This window comes from Lapillicoccus sp., from assembly GCF_046595215.1.
In the GTDB taxonomy this organism is placed as follows: Bacteria; Actinomycetota; Actinomycetes; order Actinomycetales; family Dermatophilaceae; genus Lapillicoccus.
On sequence record NZ_JBKJPP010000197.1, the window covers coordinates 19583 to 37261 of the forward strand.

A 17679-nucleotide genomic window follows, 5' to 3' on the forward strand; every position below is an offset into this window, starting at 1 on the left:
CGGCCCCGGCACATGGCAGGCGCAGACCCCCTCACCCGACGAGCCGGACACCAGGACATCTCGCAGACCTGCAGCCCGGTGAGGGCCACAAGGCTGCGAGGTCGGGGGGTGCGGCGCGTCCCTGGCTCGAGGTAACCACCGAGCACCGGGCGTTGTCGTCGCCGACAGATAGCCTGCGGGGGTGAGTGCATCCGTCGCCGTCCACCCCTGGCTGCGCGTCTCCCGCGAGGGCGCGGTCCAGACCGTGACCCTGGCGAACGCCGACCAGCGCAACGCACAGGTCCCGTCGTTGTGGACCGCGTTGGCCCAGGTCGCGGACCGCACCCCTGACGATGTCCGGGTGGTCGTCCTGCGCGGAGAGGGCCAGGCGTTCTCGGCGGGCCTGCACCGCAGCATGCTCACCCCGGACGGTATGCCGGGGGAGCCCGACCTGCTCTCCCTCGCCGCGAGTGCTGGCGGGGAGGTCGAGGAGGCGATCGCGCAGTTCCAGCGGGGGTTCACGGCGTGGGCGTCACTCCCAGCGGTCGTCGTGGCCGCCGTCCAGGGCCACGCCATCGGCGCCGGGCTCCAGCTGGCCCTGGCCGCCGACCTGCGGCTGCTGGCCGACGACGCGATGCTCGCCATGCGCGAGACCAGTCTCGGGCTCGTCCCTGATCTCGGGGGGACGACGACCCTCGTCCATCTCGTGGGCTACTCCCGGGCCCTGGAGATCTCTGCGACCGGACGTTTCGTGGGGGCGCAGGAGGCCGTGGCGATCGGGCTCGCCTCGGCAGCCGTGCCGAAAGATGAGCTGGCGGCCACCACGGCTGACCTCGTCGACGCCCTGCTGGCAGCCCCGGACCGCGCCCTGCGTGAGCTGAAACCTCTGCTGCGCAACGCGATCAGCACGTCTTCGACCGAGCAGGGCGTGGCCGAGCGCCAGGCGCAGGCACGGTTGCTCGGTGCCATGGTCCGGGGGCGGTGAGCCTCGTGCCCCGTGGCGAGCGGTCCACCGCCCAGGAGGGAGAGCTCCCGCCATGTCAGCGCCGGGCACACCAGCGCCGGGCACACCAGCGCCGGGCATGCGCGCTTCGGGGGTGCCGTGGAATAGCGCGCCCGGTCGGCCGTGTTGACGCACGCATGACGAGGAGGTGTGGGTGAGCAGCCAGCAGTGGATGATGCTTCGGTCCCTCACCAAGGACTCCTCGGTCAAGGGGATGCGGCTCGCGCCCGGCACGACGAAGCGCGTCGGGGGCTACGCACGCCCCTACACCGGTGCCATTGTGTTCTTCCTCATTGTCGTCGTGATCGACTCGTTCCTGATGGTGGCCGTCCCCCTTCTCCTGCGGGACATCGTCGACCAGGGCGTCACGCCGAAGAACTCCGGCGTCGTCATCAGGCTCTCGTTCGTCATCGCCGCCCTGGCGATCGCCGACGCCGGCCTGACGATGGTCCAGCGATGGTTCTCGGCCCGGATCGGCGAGGGGTTGATCTACGACCTGAGGGCGCAGGTCTTCTCCCACGTACTGCGTCAGCCGATCGCCTTCTTCACGCGGGCACAGACCGGGTCACTCGTCAGCCGGCTCAACTCCGACGTCATCGGCGCCCAGCAGGCGTTCACCTCGGTCCTGTCCAGCGTCGTCAGCAACGCCGTCTCGCTGGTCCTCATCGTCGGCGCCATGGCGACCCTGTCCTGGCAGCTGACCCTCGCGGCTCTGGCCCTGGTTCCGTTCTTCCTCATCCCCGCCAAGCTCATGGGCCGCCGGCTCGCCGGGCTGTCCGCCCTGCAGATGAACCTCAATGCCGACATGGGCAGCCGGATGACCGAACGCTTCAACGTCGCCGGAGCCCTGCTGGTCAAGCTCTTCGGCAGCCCCGGCATCGAGGACGCCGAGTATGCCGAGCGGGCCGCCAAGGTCCGTGACAGCGGCATCCGGATCGCGATGAACCGCACCGTCTTCATGGTCGCCCTCGGCCTCGTCGCCGCCCTCGCGACGGCGATGGTCTACGGATTCGGCGGGGTCATGGCCGTCAACGGGCTGCTCACCGTCGGAACGCTGCTCGCGCTCGCGGCGCTGCTGGCCCGGCTCTACGCCCCCCTCACGGCACTGTCGAACGTGCGGGTCGACATCATGACGGCGCTGGTCTCCTTCGAGCGGGTCTTCGAGGTCCTCGACCTCAAGCCGCTCATCGAGGAGAGCGCCGACGCCAGGCCGCTGCCCGACGGGCCGCTGGCCGTGGAGCTCTCGTCAGTGGCCTTCCGCTACCCGTCCGCCGACGAGGTCTCGCTCGCCTCCCTGGAGACGACGGCGTCCGGGGACCGCAACGCCGGGGAACCGGTGCTTCATGACGTGACCTTCACCGCACGGGCAGGCCAGCTCGTCGCGCTGGTCGGGCCCAGTGGCGCCGGCAAGACGACGATCACCTCTCTCGTGTCGCGGCTCTACGACCCGACCTCGGGGGTGGTCCGGGTCGGGGGGATGGACCTGACGGAAGCCTCCCTCGAGTCGATCCACGACTCGATCGGGGTCGTCACCCAGGAGGCGCACCTCTTCCACGACACGATCCGGGCGAACCTCGCCTACGCCCGTCCCGGAGCCACCGAGGCCCAGATGCTCGAGGCGCTCCGGGCGGCCCAGATCATCCGCCTCATCGAGAGTCTGCCCGAGGGCCTCGACACCGTCGTCGGTGACCGCGGCCACCGACTCTCCGGCGGCGAGAAGCAACGCCTGGCCATCGCCCGGCTGCTGCTCAAGGGACCGCGGGTCATCGTCCTCGACGAGGCCACCGCCCACCTCGACTCGGAGTCCGAGGCGGCCGTGCAGCGCGCCCTGGACGGTGCGCTGGCCGGGCGGACCTCGATCGTGATCGCCCACCGCCTCTCGACGGTCCGGGGCGCCGACCTGATCCTCGTCGTCGAGGACGGCCGGATCGTCGAGCGCGGCCAGCACCGGGAGCTGCTCGACCTCGGCGGCCTCTACGCCGACCTCTATCGCACCCAGTTCGCTGGTGAGGTCGGCGAGCTGGAGCTGACCGACCTGCCCGGCTGACCGACCTGCCCGGCGGTCCGACCCTGCCCGGCCGTCCGGACCGATCTCGGCGCGGCTGGCTCAGGCATCCTCCTCGTCCCAGATCCGCACCCGTTTCGGTGTGGGTGTCCGGACCGGTCCGGGGCGGCCCGAGTCGCGACCGGCCCGACCTGCGGGGTCCCCCGCCGCAGCCGCGAGCTGCGTGGTGACCCGCAGCCTGTGTCCGAGCAGGACGAACCCGAAGAGGGACGTCAGCCACCACTGGAAGGCATACGCCTGGTGCGGCCCGAGGTCGGTGTCGGGCTGCTCCAACGGCGCTGGCCGCAGCGGGACGACGCCCGCCGGGGTCTGCTCCGACTGCAGGACGAGGTAGGTGTCGAGGACGTCCCCCCCGACCTGGGCCCGCGCGTTCCCGACGTTGATGCTCGCGAGCTGGCCGGCCGGCAGGTCCTTGCCGAGGTCGGCCTCCCCGGCTCGCAGCCAACCGGTCACCGTGACGGTCCCGTCCGGCGCTGCCGGGACCGCGGGGACCTCGGCGGCCGACTCCCCGTTCCTCACCCAGCCGCGGTCGACGAGCAGCCGCCGGCCGTCGACGTCCAGCGGCACGACGACCTCAAGTCCCGGCGTGGAGTCGAGTGCGCGGTTGCGTACGAGGAGCTGCTGCTGCCCGGCATACCGGCCGGTCGCGGTGACCCTGGTCCAGATGTCGCTCTCCGCCAGGGGGAGCCGGGTGGTCATCGACCCGAGCGGGACGGGAGCCGCGGTGTAGTGGGAGGTGATCGCCTGGGCGCGCACCTGCTTGTCCTCGTGGCGTCCCCACTGCCACCGGCCGAGCAGGACGCACGCCCCCGCGAAGGCGATCGCCACGAGGAGGGCGAGCAGCCACCGGGGGGTGAAGAAGGTGCGCAGCACGCACCGACGGTATCTTCCGCGCCCGAGCGCCTAGAATGGCGGGTATGACCACTCTGCCGATGCCGCGGATGCGCCCTGTCGGCGAGCGCTCGCTGCCCGATCAGTTCGGCCGGGTGGCGCGTGACCTGCGCGTCTCGGTGACGGACCGCTGCAATCTGCGCTGCACCTACTGCATGCCCGCCGAGGGCCTGCCGTGGATGGCCAAGGACGAGATGCTCAGCGATGGCGAGATGCTTCGCGTCATCGGGGTCTTCGTCGGCCTCGGCGTGAGCCAGGTGCGGCTCACCGGGGGCGAGCCGCTGCTGCGCCGGTCGCTGGTCGACCTCGTCACCGGGATCGCCGCCCTCGAGCCCCGCCCGCAGATTGCCATGACCACCAACGGAGTCGGGCTCGAGCGGCTGGCCGGGCAGCTCGCGGACGCCGGGCTCGACCGGGTCAACATCAGCCTCGACACCGTCGACTCCGAGACCTTCACCCAGCTGACCCGGCGCGACCGGCTCGCGGACGTCGAAAAGGGTCTGGTCGCCGCTGCCGAGGCGGGGCTCACCCCGGTCAAGGTCAACGCCGTCGCGATGCGGGGCATCAACGACGACAGCGTCGCCGACGTGCTCTCGTGGTGCCTTGACCGCGGCTACGAGCTGCGGTTCATCGAGCAGATGCCGCTGGACGCCCAGCACGCGTGGGACCGGGCCGAGATGATCAGCGCCGACGAGATCCGGGAGCGGCTGTCCGAGCGGTTCACCCTCAGCCCGTTGCCCGACCGCGAGCGGGGCAGCGCGCCGGCCGAGCGGTTCCTCGTCGACGGCGGCCCGCAGACGGTCGGCATCATCGCGAGCGTCTCCGAGCCGTTCTGCGGCGCGTGCGACCGGACCCGGCTCACCGCTGACGGACAGGTGCGCAACTGCCTCTTCTCCAACCGCGAGACCGACCTGCGCGGACCGCTGCGCGGCGGGGCCACGGACGACGAGATCGCCGGGCTGATCCAGGGCGAGATGTGGCGCAAGGCCAAGGGCCACGGCATCGGCGACCCGGGCTTCCACCAGCCGGACCGTCCGATGTCGAGCATCGGCGGCTGAGCGCACACCGGTCGACGCTCAGCCGTGGGCGTCCGTCAGGGCCTCGACGTCGATCGTGTCCTTGAGGAACCCGCGCACCGACAGGAAGTCGCCGAGCGACGCCACGTGCTCGTCGCAGCTGAGCCAGACCTTGCGACGCTCCGGGGTGTGCAGCGTGGGGTTGTTCCAGAGCAGGGCGCGGGTGGAGGTCCGTCGGCAGCCCTTCGCGCTGCAGACCAGCGCGTCAGCGCCGGACGGGACGGGGGAGAGCAGGCTCATGCGTCGTAGGGCGGGTGCCGCTGCCCGCTGTGGCGTTCCGCCAGGGGGTGCGCGTCGTCGACGGTGTCGGTGAGGGCGGGTCGGATCTCGGTGTGGGGCCGCACCGGCGCCACGGTGTCGCCGAAGCGGGGACCGACCGCGTTGGCGAGGACGACGGCGATGTAGGGCAGGACCACGGCGCCGACGACGAACGCCCAACGCACCCAGCCGGTCGTGATGATGGCGAGGACGAAGCAGATGCCCCGAAAGCCCATGACGACGAGGTATCGCCGCATCCGGGTGCCCTGCTCGTCAGCCATGGACTGCGGTGCGCTCGTGACGGACTGGACTGGCTGATGCCCCGCACCGTGGGAGGAGCCAGATGCGTCGATGTGCTTCACTCCATGATGTTACGCCGCGCCCAGCGTCGGGATACCCGCGGGTAGTCCGCTAGCGTCGCTCCCGCAGGAACCCGGTCGAGGAACGGAGCCACCATGACGGACACGCCCACCGCAACGCCCCGCAACGTCCTGGTGACGGGCGGCAACCGCGGCATCGGTCTGGCCATCGCCTCGGCGTTCGCGCAGGCCGGGGACCGTGTCGTCATCACGAACCGTTCGGGCGAGCCGCCGCAGGGGCTGCAGGCCGTGCGGTGCGAGGTCACCGACAGCGCCTCGGTCGACGCGGCGTTCGACGAGGCGGAGAAGCTCCTCGGTGGCCCCGTCGAAGTGCTGGTCGCCAACGCCGGGATCACCCGCGACACCCTGCTGATGCGGATGAGCGACGAGGACTTCGACGATGTCATCAACACCAACCTCGCCGGGGCCTTCCGCTGCGCCCGCCGGGCGAGCAAGGGCATGATCCGGCTGCGCAAGGGCCGGATCATCCTCATCTCCAGCGTCGTGGGGCTCTACGGCTCGGCGGGCCAGACCAACTACGCCGCGAGCAAGTCCGGCCTCGTCGGACTGGCCCGGTCCATCTCGCGCGAGCTCGGTGGGCGCGGCATCACCGCCAACGTCGTCGCGCCGGGGTTGATCGACACCGAGATGACGGCCGAGCTCTCCGAGGACCGGCGCAAGACCTACCTCGCATCCATCCCCGCCGGCAGGTTCGCGTCGCCGGAGGAGGTCGCGCAGGTGGTGCGCTTCATCGCGAGCGCGGACGCGGCATACGTCACCGGTGCGGTCATCCCCGTCGACGGCGGCCTGGGCATGGGCCACTGACCGGCGCTCGCGACGGCGCCACCGAACCGCAGGACCAGGAAAGGCAGACAACCGTGGGAATCCTCGAGGGCAAGAAGCTGCTCATCACCGGCGTGCTGATGGACTCGTCCATCGCCTTCCACGTCGCCAAGCTGGCCCAGGAGGAGGGGGCGCAGGTCGTGCTGACCTCGTTCGGCCGGACCATGAAGATCACCCAGACCATCGCCAAGCGGCTGCCCAGCCCGCCGCCGGTCGTCGAGCTCGACGTCACCGACCAGGAGCACCTCGACAGCCTGGCCGAGCGACTCACGGAGCACGTCGACAGCCTCGACGGTGTCCTGCACTCGATCGGTTTCGCCCCCCAGGGCGCCTTCAACTTCCTCGAGGGTACCTGGGAGGACGTGGCGACGGCGATGCATGCCTCGGCCTACTCCCTCAAGGCCCTCTCGGTCGCTGCCCTGCCGCTCATGACGCACGGCGGCAGCATCGTCGGCCTGACTTTCGACGCGAAGTATGCCTGGCCCGTCTACGACTGGATGGGCGTGGCCAAGGCGGCCTTCGAGTCGACGAGCCGCTACTGCGCCCGCGACCTCGGCCCCCGGGGCGTGCGGGTCAACCTCGTCGCCGCGGGGCCGATCGGCACCACGGCGGCCAAGTCGATCCCCGGCTTCGAGACGCTCGCCGGCTCGTGGAGCGAGCGGGCCCCGCTCGGCTGGGACCGCGCGGACCCGGTGCCGTCGGCGAAGGCCTGCGTGGCCCTGCTCTCCGACTGGTTCCCGGCCACGACGGGCGAGATCGTCCACGTCGACGGCGGCGTCCACGCGATGGGCCTGTGAGGCTCACCCCGCGCCGACGCACCGACCTGCCCGGTATGCCGGGAGCCCACCTTTCGCTGCGCCGGGCGCGCACACCCGCGCGGGCACTTCTCACTCTGCGCACAGAACGGCTGACGGGAGCGAGGGAGACCCGGCCCGGACGTCAGGGCGTCCGGAAGGGGGGCCCGAGAACCTGGCTGCAGGTCACCGGGCCCCCCGGCACCCAAGGCATCAACGGCCTCGCACCTGGGCGTCACCTGGTTTTGCCGTGAGAACGTGGCATCACGTGCACGAGCGCGCGGCGTCCTCGATCCGGAAGACGGGCGGGTTGGCGTCCCGCGCGATGAGGGTCACGGAGCTCGTCGCCCCGTCCTTGCTCGTGACCTCTCCCGGGTCGTCGCCCGACTCCGTGAACACGGCATCGTTCGCGAGGCCCGGCCCATAGGTTGCGGAATGGCAGTCCGAATCCCACAAAGTCAACGAACCTGTCTTCACCACCAACGGCACCATCCCGGGGTGGTGATGCCAGCCGGTGCGGCTGTTCGGCCCGAAGACGAACTCCTGCATACGGACGTCGGTGGGCCTTGGTCTGGAACCTGACCCCGTCGCTGTGGATCCGGACCTTCTTGTCGAGGTTCCCCGTGACGAACGTGGTCACGCTGATGCTTCCCCGGCCCGGGCGATGCGGACGCCGCCGGCGCGAACGCGGAGGTGTGGCGGCGGCAGGTGCGGACGGTTCAGCACTGTTCCCGAGAAGGTGGTCCGGTCCCGAAGGGTCGCGAGACGACGTGGAGGTCGGGGCACGAGCCAGCGCCGGACAAGAGCCCGGTCTGTTGGCCAGCGGAACTCGGACACAGCCGGGGCTCCAGACGCCCGCGCGAGGACGAGCGAAACCGCTCCTTCTCGATCGAGTGTGCTCGCGGCCCTGACGTGCGAGCAATAGCCCGAAGGAACTAGGCTCCCGCGCATGACGTCGGCCGCCGAGGGCACCGCGAACGAGTCGGCTGCCCGCCCGGGCGTGACGGTGGCTGAGGTCCGTGTCCTTGACGGGCCGAACCTCTACTTCACGCGTCCGGCGGTCAAGATCAGCCTCTCGGTGCCGGGCTACCTGTCGCTGGAGCGCCGCGAGGCGTCGGACCTCGCACGCCGAATCGGCCTCGGGTCGTCGCGACCGGGTGCGCCGGGCTCGGCCCAGCGCCAGCGTTTCGTGCTGCGGCTGGCGTCACACGTCATGCGGCGCGTCGCCAAGGGCATCGGCATCAACAGGCTCGGGGTCCGGACCAGGACGGGCAGCTCGGTCGAGGACATCGTCGTCGCCATCCCGTGGCGGCACCGCACCTGGGGTCGCCTCGCCGGCGAGCAGATCGGCCCGGTGCTGGGCTCGCTCCTCACCGCGCGGGCGGACGAGGTCGAGGCGATCATCGAGGCCGCGGCAGAGCTTGTCCGGTCGGCCGACCCCGGGCCCGGATCCCTCGTCATCGAGCCCACCGTGCCGGTGGTCTCGATCACCGGCACCAACGGCAAGACGACGACGACGCGCATCGTCGCCCACATCGCCATGACCGCCGGCCTGCGCACGGCGTGGAGCTCGACGTCGGGCGTCGTCGTCATGGGCGAGACGATCGACGCCGGCGACTTCTCCGGCCCCGCCGGCGCCCGTGAGGTCCTCGAGACGCCCGGGCTCGAGATCGGCGTGCTGGAGACGGCCCGCGGCGGGATGCTCCTCAAGGGCATGGGAGTCTCTGCCAACGACGTCAGCGTGGTCACCAACGTCACCGCCGACCATCTGGGCCTGCAGGGCATCGACACCCTCGACCAGCTGGCCGAGGTCAAGGCCATCGTCACGACCATCACCAGGCCCGGCGGCTGGGTCGTCCTCAACGGTGACGATCCCCGGGTCTGGGCGATGCGGCACCGGATCAGGGCCCGCCCGTGGGCGTTCAGCCTCGACCCGGACTCCCCCGCCCTGCGCGAGTCGCTCTCGGCGGGCGGTCGGGGCATCACCGTCCTCGAGGGCGACATCGTCGTCCTGACGCCGGGTGCCGACCCGGACCGTCTCGCCAAGATCGTCGACGTGCCCGTCACCTTGTCGGGCCTGTCTCAGCACAACATCGCCAACGCCCTTGCTGCCGCCGCGGCGGCACTGGGCCTCGGGGTGCCGAGGGTGAGCGTCATCGAGGGACTGCGCACCTTCAAGCCCGATCCCGTCCTCAACGAGGGCCGGCTCAACACCTACTCCGTGCCTTTGCCCGAAGGGGGCCGGGCCACGGTCATTGTGGACATGGCCCACAACGAGGCCGGGCTGGAGGCGCTTCTGCAGGTGGCCCATGGACTGACGGCCCCCGGCGCCCGGGTCCACCTCGGCCTGGGGGCCACGGGTGACCGCCCCGACGAGGCCATCGAGGGACTCGGCGAGATCGCGGGGAAGGGGGCTGCCCACATCGTCATCGCGCACAAGCCGAAATACCTGCGGGGGCGCACGATCGAGGACATCGACGAGCACCTGAGGGCCGGGCTGGGGCGGGTCGGTTTCGTCGAGGCGGAGTCCTTCGGATCCGAGATCGAGGGCATCCAGGCGATGATGCAGGCTGTCACGGACGGCGACGTCGCGGCCCTGATGTGTCACGACCAGCGGGAGGAGGTCGCTCGCTGGCTCGCGGGGCTGGGTGCGACCCCGGACGACGCCCGGAGCGTGCGGCGCAAGGTCGTCGCGGCCCGGGGGGAGCACGAGGCGGAGGCCGAGATCGCCGAGATCTGGGCGGCGAGCGACGACGCCGAGCGCGTCATGCTCGCCGAGCGGCTCAGCCAACGCCAACCCGGCGACCCCCGGCTGCTCTTCGAGTGGGCCAGCGCTCTCGACGCCGCGGGTGAGGAGGTGCGCGCCGTCCCCCTCTACCACGAGGCGCTCGAGCACGGGCTGCGCGAGCCCCACCGGCACCGCGCCCAGATCCAGACCGCGTCCAGCTGTCGCAACCTCGGCCAGCCCGAAGCGGCGCTGCAGCTGCTCGACGAGGTGAGCGTCGCCCACCCGGGCAGCGCTCCGGTCGCGGTCCTTCGGGCGCTTGCACTCCTCGACACCGGGCGGGCGGAGGAGGCTGTTGCCGACCTCGTCGACGCCCTCCTGGACCACGCCTCGGACGAGGACACCACGGCATACCGGCGCGTCCTGCACGCCCGGGCCACTGAGCTGCGAGGTCGCGCCAGGACCGAGTAGTCCGCCTTGCCGGCGGCGTGGCGCACACTCGCCTGCACCGAGGACTAGTCGGCCGGCCCCCTCTCCGAGTGCTGGCCGGGGCTCTTCAACGCCGCTCCCTCCGCGCCAACCGACGTGTGGATCGCCTCCCCCTCGGCCTCCTCCCCCTCGGTCCGTGCCGTCTGGGAGAGCTCGGCCGGGTCGAGGTCGGGGTCGCCCGCGACCTCCGTCGCGTGCGAGCCGGCCTGAGCGTGCTTGGTGCGGTTCTCGAGCTCTGCGAGGACCTGGGCGTGCTTGTCGACACACATCATCACCAGGTCGCCCGGGTTGGTCCGGGTCATCACGTGGTTGACGGCGTCGATCTCGTCGAGGACGATCTCGACCTGGCGGCACCGCGCCCCGTCGGCCATGGACCGGCGCACGCCTTCGGCGACGAGCGCCGCCGTCTCACCGGGCCGGCGGCCACGGAGGCGGTCGTCCTCGCGGATGACAATGACGTCGAAGTGCTGGGCTGCAACGGCGCCGAGCTCACGGATGTCGTCGTCGCGCCGGTCGCCGGTGGCGCCGATCATGCCGATCCGCGACATCTTGAGGTCAGTGCGGCCCTCGTTCTGCCCGGCGTAGGCATCGACGAACTCGCCGATGGCTCGCATGCCAGCAGGGTTGTGGCAGTAGTCGATGAACACCTCGACGTTGCCGACGTTGACGAGGTTCATCCGGCCGGGGGAGAGGTAGTAGCTGGTCGTGAAGGTGCGCAGACCCTGACGGATGTCGTGCAGGGGCGCGCCGGCGGCGAAGGCGGCCCCGGCGGCGGCGAGGGCGTTGGCGACGTTGAACCGTGCCGCCCCGCCGAAGGTCGACGGCAGTAGGTGGGTCCACGCGAGCTGCATGCTGCGGCGTCCGTGCTTGATGACGATCATGTCGCCGCGCTCGGTCTGCTCCAGGACGACGGCCCGGCCGCCACGCCGACAGTAGCGTTCGATGAACTCGCGGCTCTCGGAACCGGGATAGTCCATCGAGAACCACACGATCTCGCCGGAGCACTTGCGCCGCATCTGACGCACGAGCGGGTCGTCCGCGTTGAGGACGGCGAACCCGTTGCGGGGGACGGCTTCGACGACCACGGCCTTCACGGCGGCGAGCTGCTCGATGGTGTCGATGCCGCGCAGTCCGAGGTGGTCGGCGGTGACGTTCGTGACCACGGCGACGTCGTTGCGGTCGTAGCCGAGGCCTTCGCGGATGATGCCGCCGCGGGCCACCTCCATCACGGCGAAGTCGACTCGGGGGTTCTGCAGGACCATCCGGGCCGACTTCGGGCCCGAGGCGTCGGCCTTGATGACGAGCCGCTCGTCGATGACGACCCCGTCGGTGGAGGTCATGCCGACCTTGCGGCCGAGGCCCTTGAAGATGTGAGCGATCATTCGTGACGTCGTCGTCTTGCCGTTGGTGCCGGTGACCGCGATGATCGGCACGCGCGAGGGGGTGCCGGGAGGGAAGAGCAGGTCGACGACCGGCTTGGCGATGAACTGGGGGACGCCCACGGTCGGGTGGGTGTGCATCCGGAAGCCGGGCGCGGCGTTGACCTCACAGATCGCGCCGCCGGTCTCCCTGACGGGCGAGGCGATGTCGGGGCAGATGAAGTCGATGCCGGCGACGTCGAGCCCGACCATCCGGGCGGCCTCCTCGGCAATCTCGATGTTGTCGGGGTGCGCCTCGAAGGTGCGGTCGATCGAGATCCCGCCGGTCGACATGTTGCCGGTGAGGGCCAGCTTGACCATGTCTGCGGCCGGGGGCACGTCGTCGAGGCCGAGTCCCTGTCCGTGGACGACCTCCTCGGCCGCCGCGTCGATCTTGATCTTGGTCAGCACCTTCTCGTGGCCGACGCCGCGGCGTGGATCCGCGTTGGTGATCTCGACGAGCTGGCGCACGGTGTGCTCGCCGTCGCCGATGACGTGGGCCGGGACCCGCTCGGCGATGGCCGCCATCCGGCCGCCGACGATGAGACAGCGGTAGTCACGGCCGGTGACGAAGGACTCGACGATGATCGTCCCGCGCTTGGACTCCGCCCGGGCGACCTCGAACGACTTCTCGACCTCCGCGGCGTTCTGGAGGTTGAGACAGACGCCGCGGCCGTGGTTGCCGTCGAGCGGCTTGACGACGACCGGGTAGCCGATCCGGGTGGCGGCGTCGACCAGACTTGCAGCCGTGCGGACCGCCTCCTGCCGGGGCACCGGCAGACCGGCCGAGGCCAAGAGCTTGGTGGTCAGGTCCTTGTCGCCGGCGATGTCGACGGCGAGGGCACCGGTCTTGGAGGTCATGGTGGCGCGGATCCGCTGGGCGTGGACGCCCTGGCCGAGCTGGACGAGGGACGCGCCGTTGAGCCGGATCCACGGGATGTCGCGGCTGACCGCCTCCTCGATGATCGCCGCGGTCGACGGCCCGAACGCCGTGCGCTGCGCCAGCCGCAGGAAGGCGTCGAGCTCGGCCTCGAAGTCGAAGCCGTCCTCCACCCTGACGAGGTGGTTCACGAGCCGGGCCGCGAGTCGACCCGCAGCGAGCCCGACCGTCTCGTCGGTGTAGCCGTAGACGACGTTGTAGCGGCCCGGGGTGCCCCTGACCCCGCGCGTCTTGCCGCGGCGCTGGTCGTGGCCCGCCTCCGTCTGGAGCTGCAGCGCGACGTGCTCCATGACGTGGCCCAGCCAGGTGCCTTCGTGCAGGCGCTCGACGAAACCGCCTGCCCGGCCGCGCGAGCAGGCGTGGCGCCGGAGGCCGGGCAGGAGGTCAAGGAGGGTGTCGGTGAATCCCTCGATGGTGTCGGTGGGATAGCCCTCGAGGACGCCCAGGTCGACCACCACGTGGATCGCCTTCTCGTAGGACCACAGGTTGGGCCCGCGGTAGACGCGCGACTCGACGACGCTGAGGTCGGGCGAGAGCGGTCCGGTGGGCGTGGGGCGCGGGGCGGCCATCGGGTCCTCCTGTGGCGGGGGCGGGGGCGGCGGCGCCGGGCGGCTCCGTCGGGCGGTCGGGCGGTCGGTCGGTCGTACGGGAGCTCTCGGAGGTCAGGACGTCGGTGCGGTCCTCGGGGGCAGCGGTGCCGGCGCGGCGCGGTCCGTGGCCGACGCAACCGCGACCTCGATGTCGGGGTGGTGTTCGACGAAGCTCGTCAGTGCGACCTCCTGCAGGTCGAACGTAGCGCCCGTGGGCAGCGAATGCACGACCGCTCCGGAGACGAGCAGCGGCGCACCCCGGCGTGCGTCCGGGGCGTCGGTGACCGCTGCGCGTGCGTCGATGATGAAGACGCCCCCTGCGCCGATGATCGAGAGCACCCGTTCGTCGCGGATCTCGGTGGCTGTGTTCTCGTCGATGCCCATCCCGATCAGGTTGGGGGAGTTCGCGACCAGGGACATGAGCCGCCCGTAGCGTCCCCGCTGGTCGAAGTGCTGGTCGACGATGACGTTCTCGAGCAACCCCAGCCCCGCGGTGAGCTGGCTGGTCCGCTGCCGCGGGGTGAGGCCCTCGTCGCCGAGCGAGACCATGAACCGGCTCATGATCGAGGCACCGGCGGAGGTGCCGGCGACGACGGCTCCGCGCTGGTATGCCGCGTGGATGGCGTCGCCGGCCGGTGTCCCGACGAGGTACTGGCTCAGCTTGAGCTGGCTGCCGCCGGAGATGAAGATGCCGGTGGCGTTGTCGAGCCGCTCGACAAGCAGGGGGTCGTGGGCGGCTGCCCGGGACCCGGCGTGGACGATCTGGATGTCCATGCCGGCACGCAGGCGGGTGAAGACCGAGGTGTAGCTCTGGCCGACCTCGTCCACGAAGGACGACGCCGTGGGGATGATGACGATGCGTGACTGGCGACCCCCCGCAAGGCGGACGAACCGCTTGAGGACGACGGACCGCCCGATCTTGTCCTCGGCACCGCCGATGATGAGGAGGGTCCGGGGGCGGGTCATCGCCGCTCGATCGGTCTGGCTGGCCATTGGCCCACCTTAGAAGTCAGCGACCCGGAAGCGCGGGTGCCGGGGTCGGCGTGCCGTCGGCGGCATCGGCTTCCTCGACCTCCTCGCGGGTGATCCCGAGGAGGTAGAGCACCGCGTCAAGGTAGGGGACGTTGACCGCGGTGTCGGCCTGCTCGCGCACGACCGGCTTCGCGTTGAAGGCGACGCCGAGCCCGGCAGCCGCGAGCATGTCGAGGTCGTTGGCCCCGTCGCCAATGGCCACGGTGCGCGACAGCGGCAGACCCTCCTCCTCTGCGAACCGGCGCAACGCCCGCGCCTTGCCCGCCCGGTCGACGATCTCGCCGATGACGTTGCCGGTGATGACTCCGTCGACGATCTCGAGCCGGTTGGCCTCGACCCGGTCGATGTGCAGCTCATGCGCGATCTGCCCCACGATCTCGATGAAGCCGCCTGAGACCAGGGCGACGGTGAACCCGAGGCGTTTCAGCGTCCGGACGAGGGTGCGGGCCCCAGGGGTGAGCACGACCGCGGAGCGGACCTCGTCGAGCACGGAGGCGTCGAGGCCGGCGAGAGCCCGCACCCGCTCGCGCAACGACTCGGCGAAGTCGAGGTCGCCGCGCATGGCGCGCTCGGTCACGGCCCGGACCTCCGCCTCCCGTCCGCAGTGGGCGGCGAGCATCTCGATGACTTCCTGCTGGATCAGCGTGGAGTCGACGTCCATCACCACGAGCCGACGCCCCCGTCGGGCGAGACCGGCTGCGGACACGGCGATGTCGACGTCCTGGATCGTCGCCTCGATGGCGAGCTCGCGCCGCAGCCCGTCGAGCTCTGCGCCGGAGATGTCGAGCTCCACCGTCGTCACGGGGTAGCGCGAAAGGCGCCGGATCCGGTCGATGTTGGCGCCGTGGCTGGCGATCCGGGCCGTGACGGCAGCGACTGCGCTCGCTCGCAGGGGGCTGCCGAGCACGACGACCGCTGCGCGACCGGTCGGGCGCCGGCCCGAGTCGCCGGTGCCCCGCCGGATCTTGACCTTCAGGCCCAGCGACTCGCCGACGACCTGGATGACCTGGTCGAGGCGGTCGGTCTGGGGCCCGGCGGCGAGGAGCATCGCCAGGGTCAGGTGGTCGCGGACGACGACCTGCTCCAGGTCACGCACTTCGGCGCCGACGTCGGCGATCGCGTCGAAGAGAGCGCTCGTGACACCGGGGCGGTCATCCCCTGAGATCGTCACCAGCAGGGTCTGCTCGGCGCCGTCCGGGTCCATCCCTGCGTGCTCGCTCACCGCCCAAGGCTACCGACGCCGTCCGTATGCCGGGCAGCCCGGTCCGCGATCCGGTCACCGGGCTGCGGTGCCGGGGTGGGGCGGTCCGCGTCAGGGAAGGGTTCACCGATGGTCGCGGCCGAGGCGCCCCTGCGTCATGGCCGAGGCGCTCTCCACGTGGTGTGACCCTTGGGCGTCGCGGGCGACCCTCGCCTTGTCCCGCCAGCCGATCAGCCTCAGCCGCGTTGTCGCGGTCAGTAGCGCGGGGTGGCCGAGCGCCAGCAGGTCGGGGTAGTCCGGGGGAGAGGAGGCCGCTCGCGGACCGAGGTCCCGCAGCGTTCGGATGACCGGGCTCCCGGCCGAGGAGATGGCCGTCTTGAGCCACAGATGACGTTGGACGTCCTTCTGCCTGACGTTCGCGAACGGGTGGAACCAGCCGTTGGCGCGACCGACCGCCCAGCAGATGCCGCCGGCCGTGTGCGGGGCCGACTTCGGGTGGAGCACCAGGTCGTGGCCGTCGTTCCACACGTCGAGCAACGCCCGCCGGAGCACCGTCTGGGCCTCGTCCGCGAAGAACGCGGCGGCCACCGAGTCCAACAGGCCCTCGACGGTGTCGAACTGGTCGCGCTCCCACGGATCCTCGATCAGGGGTCGGTCCGGCGCACTCAGGACAACGGCGTCGAGGAGGTCGAGTCGCTCTGGTCCACCGACCAACCCCTCCAGCCAGTCGAGCACCTCCGCGAACGGATGGCGGCGTGGAGCGATCGGGGCGAGCTCCTGGTGGCACGTGTTCTCCGCATCGAACTGGCGAGCAACATGCTCCCACCGGGTGCCCTCGACCCGCTCCGTCCAGGAGTCGATGAGGCGGCCGTCGACCAGGACCTGGTGTCTCAGTCGACGGGGGAGGTCACGATCGTAGGGGTAGGAGTCGTCCCCGAAGTCGTCCCGGTCGGGCTCGTACCAGTCGCTGACGAAGCGGTCGTTCGTGTCGTAGCTGACGTCGTTGACGAAACGGTCGTGGGTGTCGTCGAGGTGGTCCATCTGCTGCCTCCGTGGCGGGTGACGTCCGGTCCTGACGCCTTCGTCCCTCACCGTCGCACAGGACGCCGGGCACCGGCCTGCGTCATCCACAGGTCCCGGTCCCGGCCGGCGCACTGGGCTACGTCGCGTTGACCTCGTCACGCCAGGCCAGGAGCTGGGTCACCTTGTCGAGGTCGTCGTGCTCGCCCCCCGAGATGCCGACGGTGAACAGCCGCGTGCCCACGGCATACAGGGCCTGGGCGTTGTCGGCGTAGCTGTCGACCTGCTCCGGCATCCTGCCGGGCGTCGGGGCAACGCCGGCCGAGCGGACGATCTCGGCCGGGTCTCGGCCGATCCTGGCGCACCACTCGTCGAGGACGGCATGCTTGCGGGCGATCGCCTCGGCATCGCCAAAGCCGTGCCAGATCGTCGCGTGCTCGGCGACGATGCGCAGGGTCTTCTTCTCGCCTCCGCCGCCGATGAGGATCGGGATGTCGCGCGTCGGCCGGGGATTGAGCTGTTCCCACCGGGCCCTGAGGATCGGCAGGTCGCGGTCGAGGTCGTCGAGGCGTCGGCCGGCCGTCTGGAAGTCGTAGCCGTACTCGACGTAGTCGCGCTCGAACCAGCCCGACCCGATGCCGAGGATGAGCCGGCCCTCGCTGATGTGGTCGACGGTGCGCGCCATGTCGGCGAGCAGGTTGGGGTTGCGGTAGCTGTTGCACGTCACCAGGGCCCCGATCTCGACCCGCTCGGTCGCCTCGGCCCAGGCCGCGAGCATCGTCCAGCACTCGAAGTGCATGCCGTCGGCGTCGCCGGCGAGGGGGTAGAAGTGGTCCCAGTTGAAGAGGACGTCGACCCCCATCTCCTCCAGCCTCGCGCACAGCCGGCGGATCTCGGCATAGTCGGAGTGTTGGGGCTGGATCTGGACGGCGATCCGGGCGGCGTTGGCGTCAGCAGCAGTCATGGCTCGATCATGGTTCATTGCGCGGCCGCTCC

15 protein-coding genes are annotated in these 17679 nt (G+C 71.0%); 6 read left to right on the forward strand and 9 right to left on the reverse strand.

The window, feature by feature from the left end; genetic code table 11:
• The first annotated feature begins 181 nt into the window (after positions 1-181).
• Positions 182-964: an enoyl-CoA hydratase/isomerase family protein gene (locus tag ACLL9L_RS16635; protein ID WP_411285771.1), complete on the forward strand. Its 783-nt coding sequence runs from the start codon at positions 182-184 to the stop codon at positions 962-964.
• A gap of 190 nt (positions 965-1154) precedes the next feature.
• On the forward strand, positions 1155-3029 hold the full coding sequence (locus tag ACLL9L_RS16640) for an ABC transporter ATP-binding protein (protein ID WP_411285786.1): 1875 nt from the start codon (positions 1155-1157) through the stop codon (positions 3027-3029).
• A 60-nt stretch (positions 3030-3089) separates the two neighbouring features.
• On the opposite strand, the gene ACLL9L_RS16645 is transcribed toward ACLL9L_RS16640, so the two are convergent.
• A complete protein-coding gene (locus tag ACLL9L_RS16645; RefSeq protein WP_411285772.1) occupies positions 3090-3920 on the reverse strand; it encodes an SURF1 family protein in 831 nt (276 codons plus the stop codon).
• Positions 3921-3964: 44 nt separating this feature from the next.
• Between ACLL9L_RS16645 and moaA the strand changes: the two genes are divergently transcribed.
• Complete coding sequence (moaA, locus tag ACLL9L_RS16650) at positions 3965-4996, forward strand: GTP 3',8-cyclase MoaA (protein ID WP_411285773.1); 1032 nt, start codon at positions 3965-3967, stop codon at positions 4994-4996.
• 18 nt (positions 4997-5014) lie between these two features.
• On the opposite strand, the gene ACLL9L_RS16655 is transcribed toward moaA, so the two are convergent.
• Both ACLL9L_RS16655 and ACLL9L_RS16660 read right to left on the reverse strand, forming a co-directional pair.
• Positions 5015-5254: a hypothetical protein gene (locus tag ACLL9L_RS16655; protein WP_411285774.1), complete on the reverse strand. Its 240-nt coding sequence runs from the start codon at positions 5252-5254 to the stop codon at positions 5015-5017.
• Positions 5251-5634 (reverse strand): DUF3099 domain-containing protein, encoded by a 384-nt coding sequence (locus tag ACLL9L_RS16660; protein ID WP_411285775.1) that lies wholly within the window; start codon positions 5632-5634, stop codon positions 5251-5253. The genes ACLL9L_RS16655 and ACLL9L_RS16660 overlap by 4 nt, the downstream gene beginning before the upstream one ends.
• A gap of 93 nt (positions 5635-5727) precedes the next feature.
• Here ACLL9L_RS16660 and ACLL9L_RS16665 point away from each other — a divergent pair, with 93 nt between their 5' ends.
• On the forward strand, positions 5728-6456 hold the full coding sequence (locus ACLL9L_RS16665; RefSeq protein ID WP_411285776.1) for a beta-ketoacyl-ACP reductase: 729 nt from the start codon (positions 5728-5730) through the stop codon (positions 6454-6456).
• A gap of 53 nt (positions 6457-6509) precedes the next feature.
• Positions 6510-7271, forward strand: a complete 762-nt coding sequence (gene fabI / locus ACLL9L_RS16670; RefSeq protein WP_411285777.1) for an enoyl-ACP reductase FabI — start codon at positions 6510-6512, stop codon at positions 7269-7271.
• Positions 7272-7532: 261 nt separating this feature from the next.
• Here fabI and ACLL9L_RS16675 read toward each other — a convergent pair whose 3' ends face one another.
• A complete protein-coding gene (locus ACLL9L_RS16675; RefSeq protein WP_411285778.1) occupies positions 7533-7817 on the reverse strand; it encodes a hypothetical protein in 285 nt (94 codons plus the stop codon).
• Between the two features lie 400 nt (positions 7818-8217).
• Here ACLL9L_RS16675 and ACLL9L_RS16680 point away from each other — a divergent pair, with 400 nt between their 5' ends.
• Complete coding sequence (locus tag ACLL9L_RS16680) at positions 8218-10464, forward strand: tetratricopeptide repeat protein (protein WP_411285779.1); 2247 nt, start codon at positions 8218-8220, stop codon at positions 10462-10464.
• Between the two features lie 44 nt (positions 10465-10508).
• Here ACLL9L_RS16680 and cphA read toward each other — a convergent pair whose 3' ends face one another.
• The 5 genes from cphA to ACLL9L_RS16705 form a co-directional block, all read right to left on the reverse strand.
• Entirely contained in the window at positions 10509-13409 is a 2901-nt protein-coding gene (gene cphA, locus ACLL9L_RS16685) for a cyanophycin synthetase (RefSeq protein ID WP_411285780.1), read from the reverse strand.
• 93 nt (positions 13410-13502) lie between these two features.
• Entirely contained in the window at positions 13503-14423 is a 921-nt protein-coding gene (locus tag ACLL9L_RS16690) for a cyanophycinase (RefSeq protein WP_411285781.1), read from the reverse strand.
• 16 nt (positions 14424-14439) lie between these two features.
• Complete coding sequence (serB, locus tag ACLL9L_RS16695; protein WP_411285787.1) at positions 14440-15666, reverse strand: phosphoserine phosphatase SerB; 1227 nt, start codon at positions 15664-15666, stop codon at positions 14440-14442.
• 120 nt (positions 15667-15786) lie between these two features.
• Entirely contained in the window at positions 15787-16704 is a 918-nt protein-coding gene (locus ACLL9L_RS16700; RefSeq protein WP_411285782.1) for a hypothetical protein, read from the reverse strand.
• Between the two features lie 118 nt (positions 16705-16822).
• A complete protein-coding gene (locus ACLL9L_RS16705; protein WP_411285783.1) occupies positions 16823-17647 on the reverse strand; it encodes an LLM class F420-dependent oxidoreductase in 825 nt (274 codons plus the stop codon).
• Positions 17648-17679: the final 32 nt, after the last annotated feature.